At 63.9% G+C, this 23,994-nt stretch carries 25 protein-coding genes and 4 pseudogenes; 12 read left to right on the top strand and 17 right to left on the bottom strand.

The annotated features are described in order from the left end of the window. Positions 1 to 5: 5 nt before the first annotated feature. The 8 genes and pseudogenes from A7A09_RS12650 to ychF form a co-directional block, all read right to left on the bottom strand. On the bottom strand, positions 6 to 773 hold the full coding sequence (locus tag A7A09_RS12650; RefSeq protein WP_106691737.1) for a hypothetical protein: 768 nt from the start codon (positions 771 to 773) through the stop codon (positions 6 to 8). Between the two features lie 126 nt (positions 774 to 899). Continuing rightward, positions 900 to 2,126: a tryptophan synthase subunit beta gene (gene trpB / locus A7A09_RS12645; RefSeq protein ID WP_106691736.1), complete on the bottom strand. Its 1,227-nt coding sequence runs from the start codon at positions 2,124 to 2,126 to the stop codon at positions 900 to 902. A gap of 46 nt (positions 2,127 to 2,172) precedes the next feature. Beyond that, on the bottom strand, positions 2,173 to 2,616 hold the full coding sequence (locus A7A09_RS12640; protein WP_106691735.1) for a GNAT family N-acetyltransferase: 444 nt from the start codon (positions 2,614 to 2,616) through the stop codon (positions 2,173 to 2,175). Then, on the bottom strand, positions 2,613 to 3,254 hold the full coding sequence (locus tag A7A09_RS12635) for a phosphoribosylanthranilate isomerase (RefSeq protein ID WP_106691734.1): 642 nt from the start codon (positions 3,252 to 3,254) through the stop codon (positions 2,613 to 2,615). Before A7A09_RS12635 ends, A7A09_RS12640 begins: the two co-directional genes overlap by 4 nt. Positions 3,255 to 3,260: 6 nt before the next feature. After that, positions 3,261 to 3,680 carry a LapA family protein gene (locus A7A09_RS12630; protein WP_106691733.1) on the bottom strand — a complete coding sequence of 140 codons (420 nt, stop codon included), beginning with the start codon at positions 3,678 to 3,680 and terminating at the stop codon, positions 3,261 to 3,263. Positions 3,681 to 3,742: 62 nt separating this feature from the next. Continuing rightward, positions 3,743 to 4,026, bottom strand: a pseudogene (ihfB, locus tag A7A09_RS12625) (integration host factor subunit beta). Positions 4,027 to 4,226: 200 nt separating this feature from the next. After that, on the bottom strand, positions 4,227 to 5,030 hold the full coding sequence (locus A7A09_RS12620; RefSeq protein ID WP_106691732.1) for a GNAT family N-acetyltransferase: 804 nt from the start codon (positions 5,028 to 5,030) through the stop codon (positions 4,227 to 4,229). Between the two features lie 58 nt (positions 5,031 to 5,088). Continuing rightward, positions 5,089 to 6,186: a redox-regulated ATPase YchF gene (ychF, locus tag A7A09_RS12615; protein ID WP_106691731.1), complete on the bottom strand. Its 1,098-nt coding sequence runs from the start codon at positions 6,184 to 6,186 to the stop codon at positions 5,089 to 5,091. 82 nt (positions 6,187 to 6,268) lie between these two features. On the opposite strand from ychF, the gene A7A09_RS12610 reads away from it, so the two are divergent. The 8 genes from A7A09_RS12610 to A7A09_RS12580 all read left to right on the top strand — a co-directional run bounded on the left by A7A09_RS12610 (position 6,269) and on the right by A7A09_RS12580 (position 11,496). Next, a complete protein-coding gene (locus tag A7A09_RS12610; RefSeq protein WP_106691730.1) occupies positions 6,269 to 6,706 on the top strand; it encodes a VOC family protein in 438 nt (145 codons plus the stop codon). Positions 6,707 to 6,855: 149 nt separating this feature from the next. Then, positions 6,856 to 7,080: a hypothetical protein gene (locus tag A7A09_RS12605; protein WP_106691729.1), complete on the top strand. Its 225-nt coding sequence runs from the start codon at positions 6,856 to 6,858 to the stop codon at positions 7,078 to 7,080. Between the two features lie 208 nt (positions 7,081 to 7,288). Next, the gene (trpA, locus tag A7A09_RS12600; protein ID WP_106691728.1) at positions 7,289 to 8,086 is read left to right on the top strand and encodes a tryptophan synthase subunit alpha; all 798 of its coding nucleotides are present in this window, start codon (positions 7,289 to 7,291) and stop codon (positions 8,084 to 8,086) included. Positions 8,087 to 8,092: 6 nt separating this feature from the next. After that, positions 8,093 to 8,668 carry a VOC family protein gene (locus A7A09_RS12595; protein WP_106691727.1) on the top strand — a complete coding sequence of 192 codons (576 nt, stop codon included), beginning with the start codon at positions 8,093 to 8,095 and terminating at the stop codon, positions 8,666 to 8,668. Continuing rightward, positions 8,665 to 9,165 carry a GNAT family N-acetyltransferase gene (locus A7A09_RS12590; protein WP_245999323.1) on the top strand — a complete coding sequence of 167 codons (501 nt, stop codon included), beginning with the start codon at positions 8,665 to 8,667 and terminating at the stop codon, positions 9,163 to 9,165. Before A7A09_RS12595 ends, A7A09_RS12590 begins: the two co-directional genes overlap by 4 nt. Positions 9,166 to 9,286: 121 nt before the next feature. After that, positions 9,287 to 9,640: an arsenate reductase (glutaredoxin) gene (gene arsC, locus A7A09_RS21095; RefSeq protein ID WP_211341122.1), complete on the top strand. Its 354-nt coding sequence runs from the start codon at positions 9,287 to 9,289 to the stop codon at positions 9,638 to 9,640. 13 nt (positions 9,641 to 9,653) lie between these two features. Beyond that, positions 9,654 to 10,259, top strand: coding sequence for a hypothetical protein (locus A7A09_RS21090; protein WP_211341121.1), 606 nt, complete (start codon positions 9,654 to 9,656; stop codon positions 10,257 to 10,259). Between the two features lie 94 nt (positions 10,260 to 10,353). Further along, positions 10,354 to 11,496, top strand: coding sequence for a zinc-binding dehydrogenase (locus A7A09_RS12580; RefSeq protein ID WP_170167097.1), 1,143 nt, complete (start codon positions 10,354 to 10,356; stop codon positions 11,494 to 11,496). Here the strand turns inward: A7A09_RS12580 and A7A09_RS12575 are convergent, their stop codons facing one another. Beyond that, positions 11,497 to 12,090 carry a LysE family translocator gene (locus tag A7A09_RS12575; RefSeq protein ID WP_106691726.1) on the bottom strand — a complete coding sequence of 198 codons (594 nt, stop codon included), beginning with the start codon at positions 12,088 to 12,090 and terminating at the stop codon, positions 11,497 to 11,499. A 90-nt stretch (positions 12,091 to 12,180) separates the two neighbouring features. On the opposite strand from A7A09_RS12575, the gene A7A09_RS12570 reads away from it, so the two are divergent. Beyond that, positions 12,181 to 12,633 (top strand): Lrp/AsnC family transcriptional regulator, encoded by a 453-nt coding sequence (locus tag A7A09_RS12570; RefSeq protein ID WP_106691725.1) that lies wholly within the window; start codon positions 12,181 to 12,183, stop codon positions 12,631 to 12,633. A gap of 1 nt (position 12,634) precedes the next feature. Here the strand turns inward: A7A09_RS12570 and hemF are convergent, their stop codons facing one another. Continuing rightward, positions 12,635 to 13,489, bottom strand: a complete 855-nt coding sequence (gene hemF, locus A7A09_RS12565; RefSeq protein ID WP_170167096.1) for an oxygen-dependent coproporphyrinogen oxidase — start codon at positions 13,487 to 13,489, stop codon at positions 12,635 to 12,637. Between the two features lie 76 nt (positions 13,490 to 13,565). Here hemF and A7A09_RS12560 point away from each other — a divergent pair, with 76 nt between their 5' ends. Beyond that, a complete protein-coding gene (locus A7A09_RS12560) occupies positions 13,566 to 13,988 on the top strand; it encodes a hypothetical protein (RefSeq protein ID WP_106691816.1) in 423 nt (140 codons plus the stop codon). A 120-nt stretch (positions 13,989 to 14,108) separates the two neighbouring features. Here A7A09_RS12560 and A7A09_RS12555 read toward each other — a convergent pair whose 3' ends face one another. The 7 genes and pseudogenes from A7A09_RS12555 to A7A09_RS12525 all read right to left on the bottom strand — a co-directional run bounded on the left by A7A09_RS12555 (position 14,109) and on the right by A7A09_RS12525 (position 20,628). After that, on the bottom strand, positions 14,109 to 14,456 hold the full coding sequence (locus A7A09_RS12555) for an H-type lectin domain-containing protein (protein ID WP_106691723.1): 348 nt from the start codon (positions 14,454 to 14,456) through the stop codon (positions 14,109 to 14,111). A 110-nt stretch (positions 14,457 to 14,566) separates the two neighbouring features. Continuing rightward, positions 14,567 to 15,022, bottom strand: coding sequence for a F0F1 ATP synthase subunit epsilon (locus A7A09_RS12550; protein ID WP_106691722.1), 456 nt, complete (start codon positions 15,020 to 15,022; stop codon positions 14,567 to 14,569). 9 nt (positions 15,023 to 15,031) lie between these two features. Beyond that, entirely contained in the window at positions 15,032 to 16,456 is a 1,425-nt protein-coding gene (gene atpD, locus A7A09_RS12545) for a F0F1 ATP synthase subunit beta (protein ID WP_106691721.1), read from the bottom strand. A gap of 21 nt (positions 16,457 to 16,477) precedes the next feature. After that, positions 16,478 to 17,355 (bottom strand): annotated as a pseudogene (locus A7A09_RS12540) (F0F1 ATP synthase subunit gamma). Positions 17,356 to 17,367: 12 nt separating this feature from the next. Beyond that, positions 17,368 to 18,903, bottom strand: a complete 1,536-nt coding sequence (gene atpA, locus A7A09_RS12535) for a F0F1 ATP synthase subunit alpha (protein WP_106691720.1) — start codon at positions 18,901 to 18,903, stop codon at positions 17,368 to 17,370. Further along, on the bottom strand, positions 18,903 to 19,469 hold the full coding sequence (locus A7A09_RS12530) for a F0F1 ATP synthase subunit delta (protein WP_106691719.1): 567 nt from the start codon (positions 19,467 to 19,469) through the stop codon (positions 18,903 to 18,905). The genes atpA and A7A09_RS12530 overlap by 1 nt, the downstream gene beginning before the upstream one ends. Positions 19,470 to 19,810: 341 nt before the next feature. Next, positions 19,811 to 20,628 (bottom strand): annotated as a pseudogene (locus A7A09_RS12525) (class I SAM-dependent methyltransferase). 58 nt (positions 20,629 to 20,686) lie between these two features. Here A7A09_RS12525 and gloB point away from each other — a divergent pair. Continuing rightward, a pseudogene (gene gloB, locus A7A09_RS12520) lies at positions 20,687 to 21,432 on the top strand (hydroxyacylglutathione hydrolase). A 219-nt stretch (positions 21,433 to 21,651) separates the two neighbouring features. After that, complete coding sequence (clpA, locus tag A7A09_RS12515) at positions 21,652 to 23,976, top strand: ATP-dependent Clp protease ATP-binding subunit ClpA (protein ID WP_106691718.1); 2,325 nt, start codon at positions 21,652 to 21,654, stop codon at positions 23,974 to 23,976. The last annotated feature ends 18 nt before the right edge of the window (positions 23,977 to 23,994 follow it).

The following is a 23,994-nucleotide window of genomic DNA, read 5'->3' as shown; positions in this document are numbered from 1 at the left end:
GCCTGTCAGATGCTGCTCTCGCCGCCTTCCGACCCGCCATCGGAATCCGATCCGCCATCCGAATCGGAGCCGTCACCGGAATCCGATCCGGAATCGCCATCGGCGCCGTCCGTGCCGGAATCGCTGTCAGTGCCGTCCGTGCCGGAATCATCGCCGGTGGAGCCGTCGTCACCGCCCGTCCCGTCATCAGCGCCATCATCCGAGGTGCCGTCACCGGTTGCGCCATCATCGGCCGAACCGGTGTCGGTTCCGTCCGACACGCCGTCATCCGCAGTGTCGTCGGTGGCGTCATCCGTCGCGCCGTCATCGGTCACATCCTCGTCGGGGGGCATGTCGTCCGCGATCTCCTCGGTGGCGGTGCTGGTTTCCGCCGACGAGGCTTCCTCACCTCGGCGCAACTCGACTCCGTCGACGGAAACGAGGCTGCCATTGGCGACGCTGTAGACCAGCTCGGTCGGCTGTCCGTCGCGTTGAGCGGTCACGGTCATCAGCGCGCCCTGCCGAAGGATATGAATATCGGTATAGCCCTGCTCGACCAGGGTCACGGCGACAGCCTCGTCATTCTCCCACTGTTCGAGGATCGGATAATCGGTCTCGCGGATCGCTCCGACCGGAGATTCCGTGGTCTGCGCGGCCTCGGGGATGGCGACGGTATTGCCCTCGGGTGTTTCCACCACGGTCTCGTCCTGGGCCAGCGCGGTCGTTCCCAGAAGCACGCTCAGCGCGGCCACCTTGCCGCCCAGCAGGGCGAATTTGATCTTGTCAGTCAGCATTTGTTGCCTCCTTGATCGGTCATGGCAACAAAACGCATTGTTCGAAGCGCGGGTCCGGGTCTTCACGCAGCCGTCATATCAGGCAGCGGAACCTCGCCGACGCAACATCCAATATGCTGATTTAAATCAGATCTTAATATCGACACCAAGATGCTTGGCAACGGTGAAGATGTCCTTGTCGCCGCGCCCGCACATGTTCATCACGATCAGGTGGTCCGCGGGCAGGCCCGGTGCGATCTTCATCACATGGGCCAATGCGTGGCAGGGCTCCAGCGCCGGGATGATGCCCTCGGTCTCGCAGCACATGCGGAAGGCCGCCAGCGCCTCGTCATCGGTGATGCTGACATATTCGGCGCGGCCCACATCCTTCAGCCATGCATGTTCGGGACCGATGCCGGGATAATCCAGCCCGGCACTGATCGAATAGCCTTCGAGGATCTGGCCATCCTCGTCCTGCAGCAGATAGGTGCGATTGCCATGCAGCACGCCTGCGCGCCCGCCGGAGAGCGAGGCGCAATGCTCCATCCGGTCATCGACGCCCTTGCCGCCGGCCTCGACACCGATGATGCCCACGCTCTTGTCGTCGAGGAACGGAAAGAACAGCCCCATCGCGTTCGAGCCGCCGCCGATCGCGGCGATGATCGTGTCGGGCAAGCGCCCCTCGCGGGACAGGATCTGCTCGCGCGCCTCCTTGCCGATGATCGACTGGAAATCGCGGACCATCGCCGGATAGGGATGCGGTCCGGCCACCGTGCCGATGCAATAGAAGGTGTCGCGGACATTGGTGACCCAATCGCGAAGCGCGTCGTTCATCGCGTCCTTCAGCGTGCCACGGCCCGAGGTGACCGGCACGACCTCTGCCCCCAAAAGCCGCATGCGGAAGACATTCGGGGCCTGCCGCTCGACATCATGGGCACCCATATAAACCACGCATTTCAGCCCGAACCGCGCGCAGACCGTCGCCGTCGCCACGCCATGCTGGCCCGCCCCGGTCTCGGCGATGATCCGGGTCTTGCCCATGCGCCGCGCCAGCAGGATCTGGCCCAGCACATTGTTGATCTTATGCGCGCCGGTATGGTTCAACTCGTCGCGTTTCAGGTAGATCTTCGCCCCGCCCAAGCGTTCGGTCAGCCGCTCGGCATGATAGAGAGGCGAGGGCCTGCCCACGTAATGGGTCCAGAGATCGTCCATCTCGGCCCAGAATGCCGCATCCGTCTTGGCGCGCTCATATTCGGCCTCGAGATCGAGGATCAGCGGCATCAGCGTCTCGCTGACGAAGCGGCCGCCATAGATGCCGAAGCGGCCCTGTTCGTCGGGTCCGTTCCTGAAGCTGTTCACCAGATCATCGGGCATGGGATGCGCCTTCGCGGTTGAAGAGGTATTTGGACAAAGAAGAAGCCTAGAGTGGTTTCTTATAACCGATATGGCTGGGCGTGAAGCCCATGCGGTCATAGAAGCGATGCGCCTTGTCCCGGCTCTTGTTCGTCGTGAACTGCATCAGGCCGCATCCGGCGGCGCGGGCGCGGCTCTCGGCATCCTCGATCAGCGCCTCGCCGATCTTCTGGCCGCGATGGGAGGTGGCGACGCGGACGCCCTCGATCTGGGCGCGGCGAGCGGCGGAAAGCGAAAGGCCTGAGATGAAGGTGATCTGGTAGCAGGCCACGACCTGCCCTTCGGCCTCGCCGACGATCAGGTGGTTGTTGCCCTCTGCCTGCATGGCATCGAAAGCGGCAAGGTAATCATCGGAGATGGCGGTTTCGCGATCGCGCCCAAGCACGTCATCGGCCAACAGCGCGATGACGGTCGGCACGTCTTCCCGGCGGGCGAGGCGGAATTCGGTCATGGCGCCTCCTTTGCGGCAGCGATGAAATCGCGGATGAGGCCGGAATCCTTCTGCCCCGGCGCGGTTTCGACCCCGGAGGAGACATCGACGCCGGGCGCCTTGGTCAGCCGGATCGCCTCGGCCACATTCGCGGGAGTCAGCCCCCCGGCCAGCAGCCATGGCTTCAGCCAGCGGCGGCCGACCAGCAGGCGCCAGTCAAAGGCCAGCCCGTTGCCGCCCGGAAGAACCGCGTCTTTCGGAGCCTTCGCATCGACCAGCAGCATATCCGCCACCGTCCCGTAATCGATCAGCTGCGGCAAATCCTCCTGGGTGGCGATTCCCACCGCCTTCATCACCGGAAGACCGAAACGCGCCTTGATCTCGGTCACGCGCTCCGGGGTTTCCCCGCCATGCAGTTGGATCATGTCCAGCGGAACCTCGGCCAGCACCGATTCGAGCAGCGCGTCTTCGGGATTCACGAACAGGCCGACCCGGGCGATTCCGGCGGGCACCATATCCGCCAGTTCTGCCGCCTGCGCGCCACTTACGGCGCGGGGAGATTTCGGAAAGAAGTTAAAGCCCAGATACCGCGCCCCGGCATCAAGCGCGGCGGTGACATGTTCCGGCTCGCGCAGGCCGCAGATCTTGACCTGTGCCATCGGGCGTCAACGTGCCGCTGGCAACGTCGTGCCGGAAGCGGGCCCCGTCGAAGCGGCGGATTGCGAAGCGGTCCCGGCTTTGGGCTTGTCGATGATCGCCAGAACCTCGTCGCGGGGATTGGCATGACGCTCGCGCAGGCTGCCGACCTCGCGTTCCAGCCGCGCCACTTCGGCGCTGCGGTTGCGGGCCTCGCGCCGGACATGCGCCTCGCGCAGATATTCCCAGATCAGCCCCATCAGCATGCCAAAGGCCACGGCAAGGAAAATGACAAGGAAGAGCGGCAGTTCGATCGACCACCTGCCGCCAAGATACTGCCCCAGATTCGCCGGGAACGCATTCAGCGTCACGATCCCGCGATTGGCGAGAGCCACCGCCACCAGGATGATGGCCAGCAATACGATGAACAACAGGCGAAGAAAGCGCATCTGGATCCCCTTTGCTGGCGCGAGGATGTCGCGCCCTTCCCGAAGGTCTCTACTTAGGACGATCAGGCGTCGCCGTTCAACCGGTCACGCAGCAGTTTTCCGGTCTTGAAGAAAGGCACATGCTTTTCCTCGACCTCGACGGATTCGCCGGTACGCGGGTTGCGGCCGATGCGGGCATCGCGTTTTTTCACAGAAAATGCACCGAAACCGCGCAGTTCGACCCGGTCCCCCCGTGCCATGCGTCGATGATCTCGTCGAAGACGGTGCTGACGATCTTTTCGACATCTCGCCGGAAAAGATGCGGGTTATCATCAGAGATTTTCTGGATAAGCTCGGACCGGATCATTTTACCTCCCAGGACAGCGGTGGTGATGGCGGCAGCCGCAGAGCTGGCAGCTTCCCACCTAACACTTTGGCAACGCAAGAAACAACGCAAGGGTTCCCCTAGCGATGCCAGCTTTCTGGCAAACACGCAAGCCGGATATTATCCAAATTCGCGGCAATTGGCACCCTGTCCGGGCCTTTCGGGCTGCTCACGCCGCCGAATCACAATGCGGCAAAGGCACCCGCATGGCGTATCACGCTGCCCGAGGCGAGCTCGCCATGCACCTGCAGATGGGGCCCTGCATAGGGTGAGTTCAACTCGGCGGGAACGAAGCCGAAGCGGCTGTAATAGGCGGGATCGCCCAGCACCAGCACCGGCGTCTTCCCTGCCCGTCCCAGGGCCTCGTGGACAAGCGCACCGCCGATCCCCAGCCTTTGCATCTTGGGCGCAACGGCCAACGGAGCCAGTGCAAAAGCCTCGGCATCGCCGGTCAGCGGCGACAGGGCCAGATGGCCGATGACCGTGCCAGCGGCCTCGGCGACCAGGGACAGGCTCAGATCGCCCTGACGGCGGAGTTCCGCGACCAGCCGCGCCTCATCGCCGCCGTCGAAAGCATCGCGTAGCAGCGCATCGATCGCATGGACATCCGGGACCTGCTCGGGCCGGACTGTCGGCCGGATCTCGCGCCTGTCGAAATCGCGTTCGATACCGGTGCTTTGCCTGCCCCATTCGCTGGCGCCCGTCCGCGCCTGATGCGCCGCGAAGGCATCGGCGTCGGTGAACAGTTCGGACAGATGCCAGATCATCGGATCGTCGTCCTGCCAGATATCGAAGCGCAGGCAGCCGGGCTCGGCGCGGCTGAGCGCGACATGATCCGGCAAGAGCGACAGGGCGGTCATCATCTGCGCGGTATCCGAGCAGATCAGCCGCCCCGTCAGCGCGATCATGGGCCGGACCAGGGCAATCGGCACGCCCTCGCCGCCGTGATCGTGACGGGGATGGTGATGTCCGCAGGCGCAGCTCATGGCGGTGATCCTTTCGCTAAATCGCCCTCTGCATAGCAAACACGCGGATCACGGCCAATCAGGCATTGAAGAGGAAATGCAGCACGTCGCCGTCCTTGACCTCGTAGGTCTTGCCCTCGACGCGCAGCTTGCCGGCTTCGCGCGCGCCTGCCTCGCCATTACCTGCGATATAGTCGTCAAAGGCGATGGTCTCGGCGCGGATGAAGCCCTTCTCGAAATCGCCATGGATCTCGCCCGCCGCCTGCGGTGCAAGCGTGCCCTTGCGGATGGTCCAGGCGCGCGCCTCTTTCGGGCCGACGGTGAAATAGGTCTGCAAGCCCAGCAGGTCGTAACCCGCGCGGATCAGCCGATCGAGACCGGCCTCGTCAAGTCCCATCTCGGACAGGAACATCTGCGCCTCTTCGGCGTCAAGCTGGCTGATCTCTTCCTCGATCCGGGCCGAGATCACCACATGCCCGGCACCCTGCGATGCCGCCATCTCCGCCACCTTGGCGGACCAGTCATTGCCGGTCGCCGCCTCGTCCTCGGCGACGTTGCAGACATAGAGCACCGGTTTCGAGGTCAGAAGCTGAAGCATGTTCCATGCCTTGCGGTCCTCTTCGCTGATCTCGACGCTGCGGGCGGGCCTGCCGTCCTCAAGCGCCGCCAGCGCGAGCTTCAGCAGCCGCTCCTGCGCCACCGCCTCCTTGTCGCCGCCCTTCAGCTTGCGGGTCAGGCCGGACAACCGCCGTTCGATCGATTCCATGTCGGCGATCATCAGTTCGGTCTCGATCACCTCGGCATCGGCGATGGGATCGACCCGGCCCTCGACATGGGTCACATCGCCATCCTCGAAACAGCGCAGCACATGGGCGATGGCGTCTACCTCGCGGATATTGGCCAGGAACTGGTTTCCCAGCCCCTCGCCCTTGCTGGCGCCCTTCACCAGCCCGGCGATATCGACGAAGGTGATCCGCGTCGGGATGATCTGCTTGCTGCCCGCGATCCCGGCCAGGCTGTCCAGGCGCGGATCGGGCACGGCGACCTCGCCGACATTCGGCTCGATCGTGCAAAAGGGGAAATTCGCGGCCTGCGCGGCGGCCGTTCTCGTCAGCGCGTTGAACAGCGTGGATTTGCCGACATTCGGCAGCCCCACGATCCCCATCCGAAAACCCATTTCAAGCAACCTTTCCTGATCTCGGCGGTTACTTAGGCTGAGGCCCGGCACAAGTCCACCCCGCGGCCCAACAGGAGGAGCCATGACTTTCATCCCTTACCTGTCATTCCAGGGCGAATGCGCCGAGGCATTCAGCACCTATGCAAGCCTGTTCGGCGGCGAGGCGCAGCTCAACCGCTTTGACGAGTTGCCCGAGGCGACCGGCATGCCGCCGCTCGAACCCGACCAGGCCGGTTGGGTCATGCATGCGCAACTGACCCTGCCCGATGGTAGTCGGCTCCTGGGCTGCGACAATCCCCCGCAATTCGGCGGCGAGCGCATGGCCGGCTCCTCCATCGCCGTCACGCTGCCGTCCGAGGCCGAGATCCGGCGGATCTTCGACGGGCTGGCCGAGGGCGGGCATGTCAGGATGGAGCCCGGCCCGACCTTCTTTGCCCAGTCCTTCGCCATGCTGACCGACCGGTTCGGCGCAAGCTGGATGCTGGTGGTCGAAGCCGAGGAAGCGGGTGAACAAGGGTGACCGCCATCCGGTTTCCTTGCTGCCAAGGGAAACTTTGAATTGAGAGATGGCGTGCTATACTGCGCCGGAACGGGTGGGCAAAATGCGCATCCTCCTGGCGATGAGCGGGAAGAATGCCCATATCGTCGTTGCGGGTTCGAAGGTTGAAGATGAGCGATAACGTCACGAATGAGCTGCTTTTGGAGCATTTGAAGGCTATACAGGCCAATCTGGGCCATGTGGCGAATGATGTAACCGATGTGAAGACAGACATGAGGGGCATCAAGGAGCATATGGCTGCCTTCATGCGTTCCGAAGTGTCGCAGGACAGCGGGATCGCCCAACTGACCTTGAGGGTCGAGCGTATCGAGAAAAGACTCAGCCTGAGTGACTAGCCGCACTCCCGTCCCTGCCCTTTCCCCTGCCACGCCTCAGACGCCTTCGGGGCGTTTCGATTTTCACGCTCCGGCATCCGGACAAATGCCCACGGCTGCCGGGATCCGTGCGGGCGGGCGGCGAAACCCCGGCATCTCGGCCTCGCCCCGCATTGCACCGCACGCATATGCAGGCTAATCCTGCCGGAACGGATTTCAGGGGCGGGCCATGACCAGGATAGACGACAGATTCGCACAGCTTCAGGCACAGGGCAAAAAGGCCTTCGTCGCCTATATGATGGCCTCGGACCCCGATGACGCCACCGCGTTCGAGATCATGCGCGGCCTGCCCTCTGCCGGTGTCGACATCATCGAACTGGGCATGCCCTTCACCGATCCGATGGCCGATGGCCCGACCATCCAGGCTGCGGGACAACGGGCGCTGGCCGCCGGGGGCAGCGTCACCCGCACCCTCGACATGCTGCGCGAATTCCGCAAGCAGGATGACAGCACCCCGGTCGTGCTGATGGGCTATTACAACCCGATCTATGCGCGCCCGGGCGGGGTGGAGCAGTTCCTGCGCGATGCGAAAGAGGCCGGGGTCGACGGGCTCATCATCGTCGATCTGCCGCCCGAGGAGGATGACGAGCTCTGCGTTCCCGCCGCCCGCGCCGGGCTGAACTTCATCCGCCTCGCGACGCCCACCACCGATGACCGCCGCCTGCCCGCCGTGGTCCAAAACACCAGTGGCTTCGTCTATTATGTCAGCGTCACCGGCATCACCGGCGGCCCGGCCGCCAATGCCGCCGAGGTCGCACCCGAGGTCGCGCGGATCAAGGCGGCGGCCAATCTGCCGGTCGTGGTGGGCTTCGGCATCTCGACCCCCGAGGCCGCAGAAAAGGTCGCCTCGGTCGCCGATGGCTGCGTTGTCGGCAGCGCCATCGTCAAGCTGATCGGCGAAGGGCGCCCGGTGCCTGAGATCCTCACCTTCGTCCGCGACCTGGCAGCCGGAGCGCATCGCGGCTGATCCCATATGCTGGCATTCGACCATTTCGCCATCGCCGCAAGCAGCCTTGACGAGGGTGCCGCATGGCTGCGGGACCGGCTCGGGGTCGAATTGCAGCCGGGCGGCAAGCATCCCGCGCTTGGCACGCATAACATGCTGCTTTCGCTCGGGCTTCGCGAGTATATCGAGCTCATCGCCATCGACCCGGACGCCCCCTGCACAGACAGCCCCGGCTGGTTCGGGCTGCGGGATTTCACCGGCCCGCCCCGGATCGCCGGTTGGGTGCTGCGCCAATCCCCGCTGGAGGCGCCCGATGGCACCCATATCGCCGAGGTCAGCCGCGCCGATCTGCGCTGGCGGATCACGCTGCCCGATACCGGCCAGATGCCGGGCGAAGGCACCACGCCGATGCGCATAGATTGGGGTGACGGGCCGCATCCCTCGGACAGGCTTCCCGATCACGGGCTGCGCCTGACCGGGCTGACCATATGCGCGCCCTTGCCCCTGTCCCTGCCGCTTGACGATCCCCGCATCTCGCTGGTGACCGGCCCGGCGGAGTTCAAGGCCCGCATTGCCACTCCGAGTGGCGAGGTTCTGCTGTGACCCTGATCCGCACCGCCCATCCCGAGGATGCCCGTGCCGTCGCCACGATCTGGAACCCGATCATCCGCGACACCGCGATCACCTTCTGGCCGAGCGAGCGCAACGAGTCCGAGATCGCCGCCATCATCCGCGACCGTCAGGCGGCGCGCCATCCCTTCCTGCTGTCGCAGGATGAAGAGGGCAAGGTGACCGGTTTCGGCTCTTATAGCCAGTTCCGCGCGGGCGGCGGTTATGCGAGAAGCATGGAGCACACGATCAACCTCGCCCCGGAGGCGCGCGGGACGGGGGCCGCGGCGCTCTTGCTGACGGCGCTCGAAGACCACGCCCGCAATGCGGGTCACCGGCTGATGATCGGCGGGATCACCGCCAGCAACGAGATCTCGATCCGTTTCCATACCCGGATGGGCTATGCCGAATGGGGGCGCATCCCGGCGGCGGGCTGGAAATTCGGGCGCTTCCATGACCTGGTGCTGATGGGCAAGGACCTGGCGGGATGAGACTGAAAAGCGGAGCTGCCACAACTCGACCATGTTCCGGGGGTGAAACTGTCCGAATATCGTCGTGGCGATTCCCCCAAACCTTTGGAAGCCCCGAGACGAAATCGAAAGGAGTGATCCCATGTCCGGCAGCTATGTGATCTGGCACAATCCGAAATGCTCGACCTCTCGCTTCGTCCTGGATGCCCTGCGCGATGCCGGGATCGAGCCATTGGTGCGCAACTATCTGAAAGAACCCCCGACGCAGGAGGAACTCCGCAAGGCCCTGGCTGCGACGGGGCTCGGGGCACGGCAGTTGCTGAGACAGAAGAACACGCCTTATCATGATCTTGGATTGGACGACCTCGAATTGACGGAAGGTGACCTGATCGCGGCGATGGCCGAGCATCCCGAACTGATCGAGCGTCCGGTCGTGCTTGGCCCCAAGCGCTCGGCATTGTGCCGTCCGAAGGAAACCGTGTTCGAGATCATCTGAGACGGATCCCCTCATGCCGCAGCCGATCAAACGCCATCCACCGCTTCGCGATCTCATGGCCGCGATGCCCCACATATGCAGCGCACCGCGGGATGACGCCCCGATCCGCTACCTGTGCCAGCGCCCGGATTTCGGGCAGCGTGTATTCGTGGACCGGCTGCACCTCACCGTCGATCAGGGCATTCCCGGCGAACGGTGGCTGCGGCATCCCTGGTTGCGTCTGCCCGATGGGCGGCCCGATCCGGCGATCCAGGTCTCTATCCTGCCCTCCCGCGTTTGCGACCTGGTCTGGCAGCCGGGTGATGCCGCACCGCATCCGGGCGATCCGATCGTGGCCGATCTGGACACCAGCCTGGACAACCTGCCCCCCGGCAGCCTGATCGAGGCCGGGAGCGCGGTGCTGCAGGTCTCTGCCGTTTTCAACACGGCCTGTGTCAAATGGCGGAGCCGTTACGGCGAGGATGCCTATCGCTGGATCAACATGGAGGATCATCCCCGTCTGCGCCTGCGCGGAATCCTCTGCGCCGTCGTTCGGGATGGCGTGGTGACCATGGCGGACCGGCTGAAACTGCTGCGAAGGGGTGATGAAGCGGGACGGGATATCACCGGGGCCGATTGAGTCGCGTCCCGTGAGGTATTTGGACAGAGAAGAAGACCTGGTTCAGGATGCGTTTCGGCAGGTCCACGATAAATATGACGAAAGGAACGCCGCGATGATTCCGCGATACATGCAGGCGATGGTCCTGACCCGGCATGGCGGGATCGATGCGCTGGAATGGCGGACCGACATGCCGGTGCCAGAGCCCGGACCGGGCGAGGTCCTGCTGCGCATCACCGCCACCGCCAAGAACAATACCGACCGCAAGGTGCGCGAGGGTCTTTACGCCACGCAGGACACCGGCGTGGCGACCAGTTTCCGGATGGCGGGCGAGACATTGCGATTCCCGCGTATCCAGGGGGCGGATGTCGTGGGTCATGTCGTGGCCGCAGGTGAGGGCGTAGCACCCACGCGGATCGGCGAGCGCGGCTTGCTGGATTTCAACATCTATCGCGGCGATGATCCGCATCTGAACCTGACGCCGGACTATTACGGTCATGGCGCGGATGGCGGCTTTGCCGAATATGGCGTCTTTCCGTCCGACCAGGTCCATCATGTCCCCAACCCCGACCTGTCGGATGCCGAACTGGCCAGCCTTGGCATGTGCTCGTGGCAGACCGGCTATCACATGCTGACCTCTGCCGGGGTGAGCGCGGGCGAGCATGTGCTGATCACCGGTGCATCAGGCGGGGTCGGCACCGCATTGATCCAGTTGTGCCGGGTGATCGGCGCGGTGCCGCATGCGGTCTCGGGTCCCGGCAAGGCCAAGGCGCTGCATGCACTTGGGGCAAAGACGGTGATCGACCGCACGGGGGTGACGGACTGGCCTGCCGAGATCGCGCGGGCGACCGGCGGGCGGATCATCGACGCGGTGATGGATCTCGTCGGCGGCGACATCACCCCGGGTCTGATCGCCGCGATGTGCCGTGACCTTGGCGCACGCAGGACGCCTCCGCGGCTGGCCATTGCCGGGGCTTCGGCGGGCAATGTGACGCAGGTCCTGTGGACGCAGATCTACCTGAACCAGGTGCAGATCTTCGGCGTATCTCATGGCACGCGGGCCGAGGCGCGCCAGTTGATCGACTGGATTCGCACGGGGAGGTTACGCCCGGTGCTGGCCGGGACGATGAAACTGTCGGAACTGCACGAGGCCGAACGGCTCTTTGTCGATCGCGGAGCGGATTTCATGGGCAAGCTGGTGATCGTGCCGGATGCGGAATGGGAGCAGCACGGCGCCAGCCATGCGCTGAAAGGCTGATCAGGCCCACAAAACCGGCAGCATCGAAGCCACCAGCAGAACCGCCATCGAGACATTGAACAGGCGCAATCGCCCCGGCGTGGTCAGCAGGCGCCCCAATCCCTGTCCCGACATGGCCCAGATCGACACGCTGGACAGGTTGACGACGGCGAAGACCGCCCCGACCACCAGCGCACCACCTACCCCCGCCGCATAGGCTGACAGCGCCCCCAGTGCCATCGCCCAGGCCTTGGGATTCACCCATTGGAAGGCGGCGGCCTGCAGGAAGGTGAATGGACGGGCCCTCGCCGTTTCCCCGGATTGCTGCGGTGGCGCGGCATGGGCGATCTTCCAGGCGAGCCACAGCATATAGGCGAGGCTGATCCATTTCAGCGCGGTCTCAAGCGCCGGGTTCGCGGCGATCAGCCGGTCTATCCCAAGCCCGACCAGCACGATCATCAGCGCAAATCCCCATGCGACACCGAGCATATGCGGCACCGTCCGCCGGATCCCGAAATTCGCCCCCGAGGCCATCAGCATCATGTTGTTCGGCCCCGGCGTCGCCGAGGTGACGAAGGCGAATCCCGCAAGGGCCAGCAGCATTTCGGTATTCATTGCGCCTCTCCGTTCTACAGCGCAATCATAACGCTTCTTGATCGCAATTAGGTTGTTATTGCGGCGATATATACCTTAAAATGGCAATCCATGAGCGCAAACAGCCAGATCACCGACCGGATATTGCAAGAACTGCGCCGCGACGGTCGCCTGCCGAATACCGAGCTTGCGGCCCGAGTCGGGCTGTCGCCCTCGGCCTGCCTGCGCCGGGTCCAGGATCTGGAGCGGCGCGGGATCATCTCGGGCTATCGCGCGGTCACCAGCCCGCAGGCGCGCGGGGTCGGCTTCACCGCCTATGTCACCGTCGGGCTGTCGAAACATTCGACCGGGGCGCAAAAGGAATTCGAACGGCTCTGCCTTGCCGCCCCCGCCGTGCGTGAATGCCATAACATCACCGGCGCGGTCGAATACCTGCTGCGGGTCGAACTGGCGGATCTGGCTGCCTACAAGGAGTTTCACGCCGATGTGCTGGGCAATTTTCCGTGGATCGCGACCATGACCACACATGTCGTGATGGACAGCCCCAAGGACGAGCGGGCCTAGCCTACCGCCATTTCGCCAGGGGCGGCAGGCTCATCAGCACGGCATCGGGGTTGTGGCCGGTCTCGAGCCCGAATTTCGTGCCCCGGTCATAAACCAGGTTATATTCGGCATAGAGCCCGCGATGGATCAACTGGGTTTCACGGTCGGCCTCGTCCCATGGCTGCGCCATGCGCTTTTCGGCCAGCGGCAGGAAGGCGAGCAGGAAGGCCTCGCCCACGGCGCGGGTAAAGGCGAAATCGGCCTCCCATTCGCCGCTGTTGAGATCATCGTAGAATATCCCGCCGACGCCGCGCGCGCGGCCGCGATGGGGAATGTAGAAATATTCATCCGCCCATGCCTTGAAACGCGCGTAATATTCGGCGCCATGCGGGGCGCAGGCGGCGCGGAGGGTGTCGTGAAAATGCGCGGTATCCTCGGGATATTCGATGCAGGGATTCAGATCCGTGCCGCCTCCGAACCACCATGCACCCGGGGTCCAGAACATCCGCGTGTTCATGTGGACAGCCGGGGCATGCGGGTTCTGCATATGCGCCACGAGGCTGATGCCGCTGGCCCAGAAACGCGGATCGCTGCCCATTCCCGGCAGGCCACGCGCGGCCATCGCGGATTGCGCCTTGGTCGACAGCGTGCCGTGAACCTCGGACCAGTTCACGCCGACCTTCTCGAAGACCCGCCCGCCGCGCATGACGGCCATCAGACCTCCGCCGCCGCCCTCTTCGCGCTTGGTCGGGGTGACGTCGAAGCGTCCGGGTTCGGCATCGCCCGGCCCGCGATCCTCCAGCGCCTCGAAGGCCCGCGTGATGCGCTGCTGCAATTCACGGAACCAGTCGGCGGCGCGGCGGCGTTGATCGTCCATGTGACCCTCGATAGTGAATTGTCAAACCCATGCCCGGGCGGTTAGCATTACCCGACCCGCTGTAATGAGACTGGCCATGCCCCGCAACTCCACCCTGTTCCTGATCGCGGCCCTGCCCTTGCTTGTCGCCGCCTGCGGCACACCGCAGGAACGTTGCATCAGCAAGCATACCCGCGAATACCGCGATGTCAGCCGCCTGTTGACCGAGGTCGAGGGTAATCTTGAGCGCGGTTATGCCTGGGAAGAGCGGCAGGTCATACGTGACCGATTGACACAGTGCCGTGATGTCCATCGCGACAAGGACGGCAATGTCCATGTCACCTATACCCCCTGCTGGCGGGATTACGTGGATACCGAACGTTACCGCGTGCCGATCGATCCGGCCGCCGAAACCCGCAAGCGCGACGGGCTCGCCGCGCGCAAGGCCAAGCTGGCCGATCAGGCAGAGGCCTATGTCCAGGCCTGCAAGAAAGCCTTTCCCGAGAAGGACGAGAGCTGACAATCCGGCACGGAATGCCCGTCATGAGCATCCGGAAACAACGCGCCGTTCTTCTTTGCGCAAATACCTTGCGGGGGTCCGGGGGCGCAATGCCCCCGGTTGCCACGGGGACCAAGTGTCCTACAGGTCGAAATCATCCTCGTGCCGGACCGAGCCGATGGCCATCCAATCGGCGCGGATCCGGGCGACGCGGGTATCGCCCCAGGTCCGGAAATGGATCTCGAACCCCTCGGGCGTGATGTTTTCTGCCGAGATATCGGCGCGTTGATTGGCACCGCTTTCGATATCCCACATGCTGATCGAGACATGGACGAGAGGCGAGGACAGGAAAGGTTCGGAAAACTTCACTTTCCGCGCCTCTTGGCGGGGACCGTTCCCGGACCACATGATGCCGTTATCTTCGAATGCAGAGAAAAGCTGCACCGATCCACGCGTTGCACCAACCGCCGTATGTCCGAACTTCTGCATTATCCCCCACTCCTAACCCGCGATTGTATAATGCGAAGTTAAAAAAGCGAAAGCCCCGGTTTCTACCGGGGCTTGAAATTCTGATGGCCAGACCCGGCCCCGAGACGTGATCAATCAGGTATCGACGCCTGGTTGGGATCCAGTCCGATATGGGTGCCAAGGGCCTCCATATCCGCCAACAGCTTGATGGCGGCGGTGACGAATTCCTCGCCCGCCGAATGGATCTCGGCCTTCTTCTCGGCAGCCTTCTTCTTGCGATGTGCCTCGGTCATCATCTCGTTGAAGATCTCTTGCGTGATCTCTTCACGGGGATGTCCGCGCTCGGCCAGAAGGCTGACGGATTCGGCATTGATCTCGGCAAAGCCGCCGGTCACGGCGAATTCATTGCTGGCGCCATCATCGGCGACCACGGTCACAAGGCCGGGACGCAGGGAAACGATGACGGGCGCGTGGCCGGGCATGGCGGTCAGGTCGCCCTCGGTGCCCGGCAGGCGCACCTCGCGCACCGGGACGGAAATAAGTTTCCGTTCCGGCGAGACGAGGTCGAACTGCATGCTATCGGCCATTTTGCCTCCTTATGCGGCTTCGGCCGCGAGACGCTCGGCCTTGGCCTTGGCGTCCTCGATATCGCCGACCATGTAGAAGGCGGCTTCGGGCAGGTGGTCATATTCCCCGGCAACCACGGCCTTGAAGGAGGCGATGGTCTTTTCGAGCGGCACCTGGATGCCGTCGGAGCCGGTGAACACCTTGGCCACGTCGAAGGGTTGCGACAGGAAGCGCTGGATTTTCCGAGCGCGGGCCACGGTCAGCTTGTCCTCTTCCGACAACTCGTCCATGCCGAGAATGGCGATGATGTCCTGCAGCGACTTGTATTTCTGCAGGATGCCCTGAACGTCGCGGGCCACCTGGTAATGCTCTTCGCCGACGACGGCCGGGTCGAGAATCCGCGAGGACGAGTCCAGCGGGTCAACGGCCGGGTAGATGCCAAGCTCCGAGATCGCGCGCGACAGCGTGGTCGTGGCGTCCAGGTGGGCGAATGTCGTGGCCGGGGCCGGGTCGGTCAAGTCATCGGCAGGCACGTAGACGGCCTGGATCGAGGTGATCGAGCCCTGCTTGGTCGAGGTGATGCGTTCCTGCATCTGGCCCATGTCGGTGGCCAGCGTCGGCTGATAACCCACCGCCGAAGGAATACGGCCCAGAAGCGCCGACACCTCGGAACCCGCCTGCGTGAAGCGGAAGATGTTGTCGACGAAGAACAGAACGTCGGTCCCGGAGGTATCGCGGAACTGCTCGGCCAGGGTCAGGCCGGTCAGGGCAACGCGCATGCGGGCTCCCGGAGGCTCGTTCATCTGGCCATAGACCAGTGCCACCTGCGACTCGGGCAGGTTGTCCGGCTTGATGACGCCCGACTCGACCATCTCGTGATAAAGGTCGTTACCCTCACGGGTCCGTTCGCCGACACCGGCGAAAACCGAGTAGCCAGAGTGCACCTTGGCGATATTGTTGATCAGCTCCATGATCAGAACGGTCTTGCCGACGCCGGCACCGCCGAACAGGCCGATCTTGCCGCCCTTGGAATAAGGCGCCAGCAGGTCGATGACCTTGATGCCGGTCACCAGGATTTCCGAGCTGGTCGCCTGCGCGGCGAAATCCGGCGCGGGCTGGTGAATGGCGCGGGTTTCCGATGCGGTGATCGGACCGCCCTCGTCCACCGGCTCACCGACGACATTGATGATCCGGCCCAGGGTCGCGTCGCCCACGGGGATCGAGATCGGGCCGCCGGTATCGCTGACCGGTTCGCCGCGGACCAGACCTTCGGTCGAGTCCATGGCGATGGCGCGGACGGTATTCTCGCCCAGATGCTGCGCCACTTCCAGGATCAGCTTCTTGCCGTTGTTCTCGGTCACCAGTGCGTTCAGGATCGCCGGCAGTTCGTTTTCGAACTGCACGTCGACGACGGCGCCGATCACCTGGGTAATCTTTCCTTTGGCCTCTGCCATGTTGTCACCTCTGCGTTACGGTCAGAGCGCCTCGGCGCCCGAAATGATTTCGATGAGTTCCTTGGTGATCGCCGCCTGACGAGAGCGGTTATACTCGGTCGTCAGCTTGTCGATCATGTCGCCGGCATTGCGCGTGGCGTTGTCCATGGCGCTCATCCGCGCGCCCTGCTCGGACGCCGCGTTTTCCAGAAGCGCCGCAAAGATCTGCGTCGCGACCGAGCGCGGCAGGAGTTCGGCCAGAATGGCCTCTTCCCCGGGCTCGTATTCGTAAAGCGACGACGCGGAGGCCGTGTCCTCGCCCTCGGGCGGTTCGGCCGGGATGATCTGGCGGGCGGTCGGAACCTGGCTGATCACCGATTCGAACCGGTTGTAGAAGATCGTGGCGACATCGAATTCGCCGCTCTCGAACCGGTCCAGAACCTCGTCGGTGATGTCGCGGGCGTTTTCATAGCGACGCGCTTGACCTCGGACAGGTCGACGTGATGGACGAAGCGATCGCCATATTCACGCTTGAGCTGTTCGCGGCCCTTCTTGCCGACGGTCAGGATGGTGACATCCTTTCCCTGCCCGCGCAGCCTTTCGGCATGGGTCCGGGCCAGCTTGACGATCGAGCTGTTGAAACCGCCAGCGAGGCCCCGCTCTGCGGTCATCACGACCAGCAGGTGCCGCTGGTCGCTGCCGGTGCCCGACAGCAGCCGGGGTGCCGATTCCGATCCTGCCGCACCGGCCGTCAGGCCGGCCATGACGGCGGCCATCCGGTCGGCATAGGGACGGGCGGCAACGGCTGCGTCCTGCGCGCGGCGAAGTTTCGCCGCGGCGACCATCTGCATCGCCTTGGTGATCTTCCGCGTGTTCTTGACGCTTTCGATCCGGGTCTTGAGATCCTTGAGGCTGGGCATCTATTCCCCCTCTCAGGCGCGGGTCTTGTTGTAATCGTCCAGCGCCGCCTTGATCGCATCCTCGAGATCACCGGCAACCTTGCGGTCATTCATCGTGATATCGTCGAGCAGGGCTTTCTTCTGGTTCCGCAGGAACTGGATCAGCCCCTCTTCCCAGGCCACGACCTCGCGCACCGGCACGTTGTCGACATAGCCCTTGGTGCCGGCATAGATCACGATGACGATCTCGGCATTGGTCAGCGGGCGGTATTGCGGCTGCTTCATCAGTTCGGTCAGGCGCGCACCACGGTTCAGCAGGCGCTGCGTCGCGGCGTCGAGATCCGAGCCGAACTGCGCGAAGGCCGCCATCTCGCGATACTGGGCCAGTTCCAGCTTGACCGGACCGGCGACCGATTTCATCGCCTTGGTCTGGGCCGAGGAACCGACGCGGGACACCGACAGACCGGTATTCACGGCCGGGCGGACACCCTGGAAGAACAGGTCGGTTTCGAGGAAGATCTGACCGTCGGTGATCGAGATCACGTTGGTCGGGATATAGGCCGACACGTCGCCCGCCTGCGTCTCGATGATCGGCAGCGCGGTCAGCGAGCCCGAACCGTGATCCTCGTTCAGCTTGGCCGAACGCTCCAGCAACCGGCTGTGCAGGTAGAAAACGTCGCCCGGGAATGCTTCGCGTCCGGGCGGACGGCGCAGCAGCAGCGACATCTGGCGATAGGCGACGGCCTGCTTGGACAGGTCATCATAGATGATCAGCGCATCCATGCCGTTGTCGCGGAAATATTCACCGATCGCGGTGCCCGAATAGGGGGCAAGGAACTGCATCGGCGCGGGGTCCGAAGCGGTCGCGGCGACAACGGTGGTGTAAGCCATCGCGCCGGTCTCTTCCAGTTTCTGGACAAGCTGGGCGACGGTCGAACGCTTCTGGCCGACGGCGACATAGACGCAGTGCAGCGTCTTCATGCCCTCGGCTTCGCGGCCATTGTAGTTGAGCTGGTTCAGGATGGTGTCCAGCGCGATGGCGGTCTTGCCGGTCTGGCGGTCGCCGATGATCAGCTCGCGCTGGCCACGGCCGATCGGGATCATCGCGTCAACCGATTTGAGGCCGGTCGCCATCGGTTCGTGCACCGATTTGCGCGGCATGATGCCCGGCGCCTTGACGTCGGCCACGCTGCGGGCCTCGGCTTCGATCGGACCCTTGCCGTCGATGGGATTGCCGAGACCGTCAACGACGCGGCCCAGCAGGGCCTTGCCGACCGGAACGTCCACGATCGAGCGGGTGCGCTTGACGGTGTCGCCTTCCTTGATCGAACGGTCGTCGCCGAAGATCACGATACCGACATTGTCGGTCTCAAGGTTCAGCACCATGCCCCGGATACCGCCGGGGAACTCGACCATCTCGCCGGCCTGCACCTTGTCGAGGCCGTAGACGCGGGCGATACCGTCACCGACCGACAGCACCTGTCCGACCTCGGCCACCTCGGCCTCTTGTCCGAAATTCTTTATCTGATCCTTGAGGATCGCCGAAATCTCGGCTGCCTGGATTCCCATTATCCGACCTCTTTCATAGCATTCTGCAGGGAGGCGAGCTTCGAGCGGATCGAGCTGTCGATCATCTGCGAGCCCAGCTTGACAATCATACCGCCGATGAGCCCCTCATCTACGCGGGTATTCAATTTGACCTTCTTGCCCGACTTGTCGGCCAGCGTCCGAGTCAGGCGCTGCTGCTGTTCATCGGACAGGGCAACGGCGCTGGTCACATCGGCGGTCACCTCGCCGCGCTCTTCCGCGATCAGGTCGCGCAGGCGTCCGATCAGTTGCGGCAGCACGAAAAGGCGACGGTTGCGCGCCATCAGCTGCAATGTGTTCGACAGCACCGCCGACAATTCCATCTTCGCGGCCAGCGCGCCAATGGCGCCGCCCTGCTGCTGCCGGGAATAAAGCGGAGAGGCGATCAGGTCGCGCAGATCGGCGCTCTCGTCCAGCGCGTTCTGCAACTCGTCGGTCTGGCGGGCCAGATCGTCCAGCCCTCCTTCGTCCTTCACGATGTCGAAGACGGCCTGCGCATAGCGCCCGGCGATGCTCTGGGACATGGAAACAGAGTTGGCCACGGTCATCCTTTACGTTTGCGCAACCCCGCTGGCGGGCCGGAGCTTCGTCCGGTCTGTCGCGGGGTGCGGGTCGCGGTCGCACGGCTTTTGGAGGGCCGTCCTGAATTCTGCGCAGTCTCTAGCAGGTCGTTTACCGACCGGCAACCATTTAGCACACGGAAATGAGAGCCTGTGTGGCCAAGGCCGCGCCGCCCTTGAAGAGATGGCCTTTCGGGCAGGCGGCAACCCGCCTTGCAGGGTGCGACAGGCTGTCGCAGGGCAGCCGGAACGCGGCCTGGACTGCGTTCTGTCAGGGTCAAGCGACGGATGTGATTCCCCGCCCCCGACGGGGCTGTGCCGCAGCGATTTCAGCCATTCGATCCGACCTGCCCGGCCCGGCCATGCGGCGCGACGATGATCCTTCCCCTTGCATTGGGCGACCTGACCGGGCGCGGCCGCGTCACCCCGTCCAGGATGTCCAGTGGACTGGGCACCTGCATCTTGACGCCCGGCCCGACCGGACCCCGGGCCTGCTTGCTGAGTTCGATCAGCACGACCCCGGCGATCAGGACGCGGCTGATCCGCGCCCCGGTCCGCTCCCACATCTGGGCGCTGCGCAGCCAGAAGCGCCGGTCCGAAGGCGGGATATAGACCGCGGAGCCATGCCATTCGGTCACGAATCCCGCCCTCAGCGTCTGCCCTTCCAACTGTCCCGCGGTATAGCTTCGGCCAAGGCCGAAAGGGGTGCTGTCGGAGGCGCCCAGAGCCCCGCCCGGTTCGGCACCATCACGATCATCCGGCCACCGGGACCGAGCGCCCGCCACGCTTCTGCCAGCAGGGCCGCAGGATGATCGCTGGTCTCGAGTCCATGCAGCATCACGAGGCGGTCGATGCTTCCTGTCTCGATCGGCCAGGCGGTTTCGTCGCACAGGACACTGTGATTGGGCTGCCCCGCCGGCCAGCCCATCACGCCCTGCGGCCCCGGCATCAGGGCCGTGACCCGGCGCGCGGTCTCCAGATAGGGTCGCAGCATGGGCGCCGCAAAGCCGAACCCCGCCACGTTCATGCCCTTGCAACTGCCGGACCGCCAGCGCCCGGTCAGCCGGTCGCGCAGGATTCGCTGCACAACGCGGCCCAATGCCCGCTGGTAATAGAAACGCCGCAGATCCTCGATATCGTGATGCATTGCGCCCCGGCCATGCTTTTGCCAGATTCATACTCATCATATGGGGAAGGATTTGCCAATGCCGCTGGAACTGATCACCATTCGTTGCCTCAGGGACAATTATGCCTATCTTCTCCATGGCGAGGCGGGCACTGCGTTGATAGATGCCCCCGAAGCGCGCCGATCCTGGCGGAACTGGACCGGAGGGGCTGGGGGCTGGACATGATCCTGCTGACCCATCACCACGGAGACCATATCGACGGCGTGCCCAAGATCGTGGCCCGGACCGGCGCGCAGGTCACGGGAGCGGCGGCCGACGCGCATCGGCTGCCGCCTCTTGATAGCCGCGTGGCGCCGGGCGAGACGCTGGAAGTGTTGGGCGAGACCGTCCATGTCATCGACGTGTCGGGCCACACGGTCGGGCATGTCGCCTTCCATTTCCCGAAATCGGGCTATGCCTTCACCGCCGACAGCCTGATGGCGATGGGCTGCGGGCGATTGTTCGAGGGCGATGCCGCGATGATGTGGGACAGCCTGACACGCCTGAACGCCCTGCCCGGCGAAACGCTGATCTGCTCGGGCCATGATTACTGCGCGACCAACGGCGCCTTCGCCTTTTCGGTCGATCCGGGCAATGACGCGCTGCGCGAAAGGCTCGCCGGGACCGAGGCGGATCGCCTGCCCTGCTCTCCGGCCACGCTTGCCGAGGAACGGGCGACGAATCCCTTTCTGCGTGTCAAGGAACTGCGTAAAAAACTGGACATGGAAAATGCCCCCGATGTCGAGGTTTTCGCACGGCTGCGCAGGATGAAGGATGATTTCTGACGGCTTTTCAAAGAGGTTTGCAAAGAACCACTGCCGGAACGCGGATCTTGAAAACAGCACAGGGCGACATCACATTTGCCTCAGCCGTGGCAAAAAACCCGGACAAATTTAAAAAACAGCTTGAAGCCGGGCCGATTCCACCAAATCTTAAAACTACCATGACAGTCTGGGCCGGTGGGCACATCGCCCATACCGCCAGCCGACTGACAGGAGACGACAGTGCCAAGTTTCTCGACTTCCCTGGAACAGGCCATTCACCAGGCACTTGCGCTGGCGAACGAGCATCGACATGAACTGGCCACGCTGGAACATCTGCTTCTGGCGCTGACCGAGGAACCGGACGCCGTCAAGGTGATGCGCGCCTGCAATGTCGATCTGGACGAATTGCGCAAGCTGCTGGTCGATTTCATCGAGGATGACCTGTCCACCCTGATCACCGATGTCGAAGGGTCCGAGGCCGTGCCGACCGCCGCCTTCCAGCGGGTGATCCAGCGCGCCGCCATCCATGTCCAGAGCTCGGGCAGGCAAGAGGTGACCGGCGCCAATGTGCTGGTCGCGATTTTCGCCGAGCGGGAATCGAACGCGGCCTTCTTTTTGCAGGAAATGGACATGACCCGCTATGACGCGGTGAATTTCATCGCCCATGGCGTGGCCAAGAACCCGACCTTCAGCGAACCGCGCAAGGTGCTTGGCTCGGACGAACCCGAAGAGGCCAAGCAGGCCGAACCGGTGCAGGAGGCCAAGGAAGAGACCGCGCTTGCCAAATATTGCGTCGATCTGAACGCCAAGTCGGAAAAGGGCGATGTCGATCCCCTGATCGGCCGCGAGGACGAGGTCGAGCGTTGCATCCAGGTGCTTTGCCGACGTCGCAAGAACAACCCGCTGCTGGTCGGCGATCCGGGCGTCGGCAAGACCGCCATCGCCGAGGGGCTGGCCAAGAAGATCGTCGAGGGCGAAACGCCAGAGGTGCTTTCGGGTGCCACGATCTTTTCGCTCGACATGGGCGCATTGCTGGCCGGAACCCGCTATCGCGGCGATTTCGAGGAACGGCTGAAAGCCGTCGTCAAGGAGCTTGAGGGCCATGACGACGCGATCCTGTTCATCGACGAAATTCACACCGTGATCGGCGCGGGCGCGACCTCGGGCGGGGCGATGGATGCCTCGAACCTGCTGAAACCCGCGCTTGCGGGCGGCAAGCTGCGCTGCATGGGCTCGACCACCTACAAGGAATATCGCCAGCATTTCGAAAAGGACCGCGCGCTCAGCCGCAGGTTCCAGAAGATCGACGTGAACGAGCCTACCGTGCCCGATTCGATCAAGATCCTGATGGGGCTCAAGCCGCATTTCGAAAAGCATCACGAGCTGCGCTATACCAATGACGCGATCAAGTCGGCGGTCGAACTGGCCTCGCGCTATATCAACGACCGCAAGCTGCCCGACAGCGCCATCGACGTGATCGACGAGGCCGGGGCAGCACAGCACCTGGTCGCGGAAAGCAAGCGCCGCAAGACCATCTCGCCCAAGGAGATCGAGGCGGTGGTGGCCAAGATCGCCCGCATTCCGCCCAAGAATGTCAGCAAGGACGATGCCGAGGTGTTGCGCGACCTGAACGGCTCGTTGAAGCGCGTCGTCTTCGGCCAGGATTCGGCCATCGAGGCGCTGTCATCGGCGATCAAGCTGGCGCGGGCGGGGCTGCGCGAACCCGAAAAGCCCATCGGCAACTACCTGTTTGCCGGCCCCACCGGCGTCGGCAAGACCGAGGTGGCCAAGCAGCTTGCCTCGACCCTCGGGGTGGAACTGCTGCGCTTCGACATGTCGGAATACATGGAGAAACATGCCGTCAGCCGCCTGATCGGCGCGCCTCCGGGCTATGTTGGCTTCGACCAGGGCGGGCTGTTGACCGATGGCGTGGACCAGCACCCGCATTGCGTGCTGCTGCTCGACGAGATCGAGAAGGCGCATCCCGATGTCTACAACATCCTGCTGCAGGTGATGGATCACGGCAAGCTGACCGACCATAACGGACGGCAAGTGGATTTCCGCAACGTGATCCTGATCATGACCTCGAATGCCGGGGCCGCAGATCAGGCCAAGGCCGCCATCGGTTTCGGCCGCGACCGCCGCGAGGGAGAGGACACCGCCGCGATCGAGCGGACCTTCACGCCCGAATTCCGCAACCGCCTGGACGCGATCATCAGCTTTGCGCCGCTGTCGCGCGAGGTCGTGGTGCATGTGGTCGAGAAATTCGTGCTGCAGCTTGAGGCGCAGCTGATGGACCGCAATGTCCATATCGAACTGACCCCGGAAGCCGCCGACTGGCTGGCCGAAAAGGGTTACGACGACACGATGGGCGCGCGCCCCCTGGGCCGGATCATCCAGGAGCATATCAAGAAGCCCCTGGCCGAGGAACTCCTGTTCGGAAGGTTGCAGAAAGGCGGCGTGGTCCGGGTGAAGATCGAGGAGGACAAACCGGCCTTCGACATCACCGGCCCCGACGCCCCGCGTATCGGCAAGTCGAAAACACCGCTGCTGACGGCGGACTGACAACCAGTTCCCGAAAGG

The organism is Paracoccus methylarcula (assembly GCF_003007735.2).
Lineage (GTDB): Bacteria > Pseudomonadota > Alphaproteobacteria > Rhodobacterales > Rhodobacteraceae > Paracoccus > Paracoccus methylarcula.
The sequence above is the reverse complement of the archived record's forward strand: the minus strand, read 5'-3'. Positions and strand labels throughout refer to the sequence as shown.

Excerpts from the sequence above, each read along its gene's own strand:
- A7A09_RS12650 (WP_106691737.1), bottom strand. The coding sequence starts at position 773 with ATGCTGACTGACAAGATCAAATTCGCCCTGCTGGGCGGCAAGGTGGCC.
- trpB (WP_106691736.1), bottom strand. The coding sequence starts at position 2,126 with ATGCCCGATGATCTGGTGAACAGCTTCAGGAACGGACCCGACGAACAG.
- A7A09_RS12640 (WP_106691735.1), bottom strand. The coding sequence starts at position 2,616 with ATGACCGAATTCCGCCTCGCCCGCCGGGAAGACGTGCCGACCGTCATC.
- A7A09_RS12635 (WP_106691734.1), bottom strand. The coding sequence starts at position 3,254 with ATGGCACAGGTCAAGATCTGCGGCCTGCGCGAGCCGGAACATGTCACC.
- A7A09_RS12630 (WP_106691733.1), bottom strand. The coding sequence starts at position 3,680 with ATGCGCTTTCTTCGCCTGTTGTTCATCGTATTGCTGGCCATCATCCTG.
- A7A09_RS12620 (WP_106691732.1), bottom strand. The coding sequence starts at position 5,030 with ATGAGCTGCGCCTGCGGACATCACCATCCCCGTCACGATCACGGCGGC.
- ychF (WP_106691731.1), bottom strand. The coding sequence starts at position 6,186 with ATGGGTTTTCGGATGGGGATCGTGGGGCTGCCGAATGTCGGCAAATCC.
- A7A09_RS12610 (WP_106691730.1), top strand. The coding sequence starts at position 6,269 with ATGACTTTCATCCCTTACCTGTCATTCCAGGGCGAATGCGCCGAGGCA.
- A7A09_RS12605 (WP_106691729.1), top strand. The coding sequence starts at position 6,856 with ATGAGCGATAACGTCACGAATGAGCTGCTTTTGGAGCATTTGAAGGCT.
- trpA (WP_106691728.1), top strand. The coding sequence starts at position 7,289 with ATGACCAGGATAGACGACAGATTCGCACAGCTTCAGGCACAGGGCAAA.
- A7A09_RS12595 (WP_106691727.1), top strand. The coding sequence starts at position 8,093 with ATGCTGGCATTCGACCATTTCGCCATCGCCGCAAGCAGCCTTGACGAG.
- arsC (WP_211341122.1), top strand. The coding sequence starts at position 9,287 with ATGTCCGGCAGCTATGTGATCTGGCACAATCCGAAATGCTCGACCTCT.
- A7A09_RS21090 (WP_211341121.1), top strand. The coding sequence starts at position 9,654 with ATGCCGCAGCCGATCAAACGCCATCCACCGCTTCGCGATCTCATGGCC.
- A7A09_RS12580 (WP_170167097.1), top strand. The coding sequence starts at position 10,354 with ATGATTCCGCGATACATGCAGGCGATGGTCCTGACCCGGCATGGCGGG.
- A7A09_RS12575 (WP_106691726.1), bottom strand. The coding sequence starts at position 12,090 with ATGAATACCGAAATGCTGCTGGCCCTTGCGGGATTCGCCTTCGTCACC.
- A7A09_RS12570 (WP_106691725.1), top strand. The coding sequence starts at position 12,181 with ATGAGCGCAAACAGCCAGATCACCGACCGGATATTGCAAGAACTGCGC.
- hemF (WP_170167096.1), bottom strand. The coding sequence starts at position 13,489 with ATGGACGATCAACGCCGCCGCGCCGCCGACTGGTTCCGTGAATTGCAG.
- A7A09_RS12560 (WP_106691816.1), top strand. The coding sequence starts at position 13,566 with ATGCCCCGCAACTCCACCCTGTTCCTGATCGCGGCCCTGCCCTTGCTT.
- A7A09_RS12555 (WP_106691723.1), bottom strand. The coding sequence starts at position 14,456 with ATGCAGAAGTTCGGACATACGGCGGTTGGTGCAACGCGTGGATCGGTG.
- A7A09_RS12550 (WP_106691722.1), bottom strand. The coding sequence starts at position 15,022 with ATGGCCGATAGCATGCAGTTCGACCTCGTCTCGCCGGAACGGAAACTT.
- atpD (WP_106691721.1), bottom strand. The coding sequence starts at position 16,456 with ATGGCAGAGGCCAAAGGAAAGATTACCCAGGTGATCGGCGCCGTCGTC.
- atpA (WP_106691720.1), bottom strand. The coding sequence starts at position 18,903 with ATGGGAATCCAGGCAGCCGAGATTTCGGCGATCCTCAAGGATCAGATA.
- A7A09_RS12530 (WP_106691719.1), bottom strand. The coding sequence starts at position 19,469 with ATGACCGTGGCCAACTCTGTTTCCATGTCCCAGAGCATCGCCGGGCGC.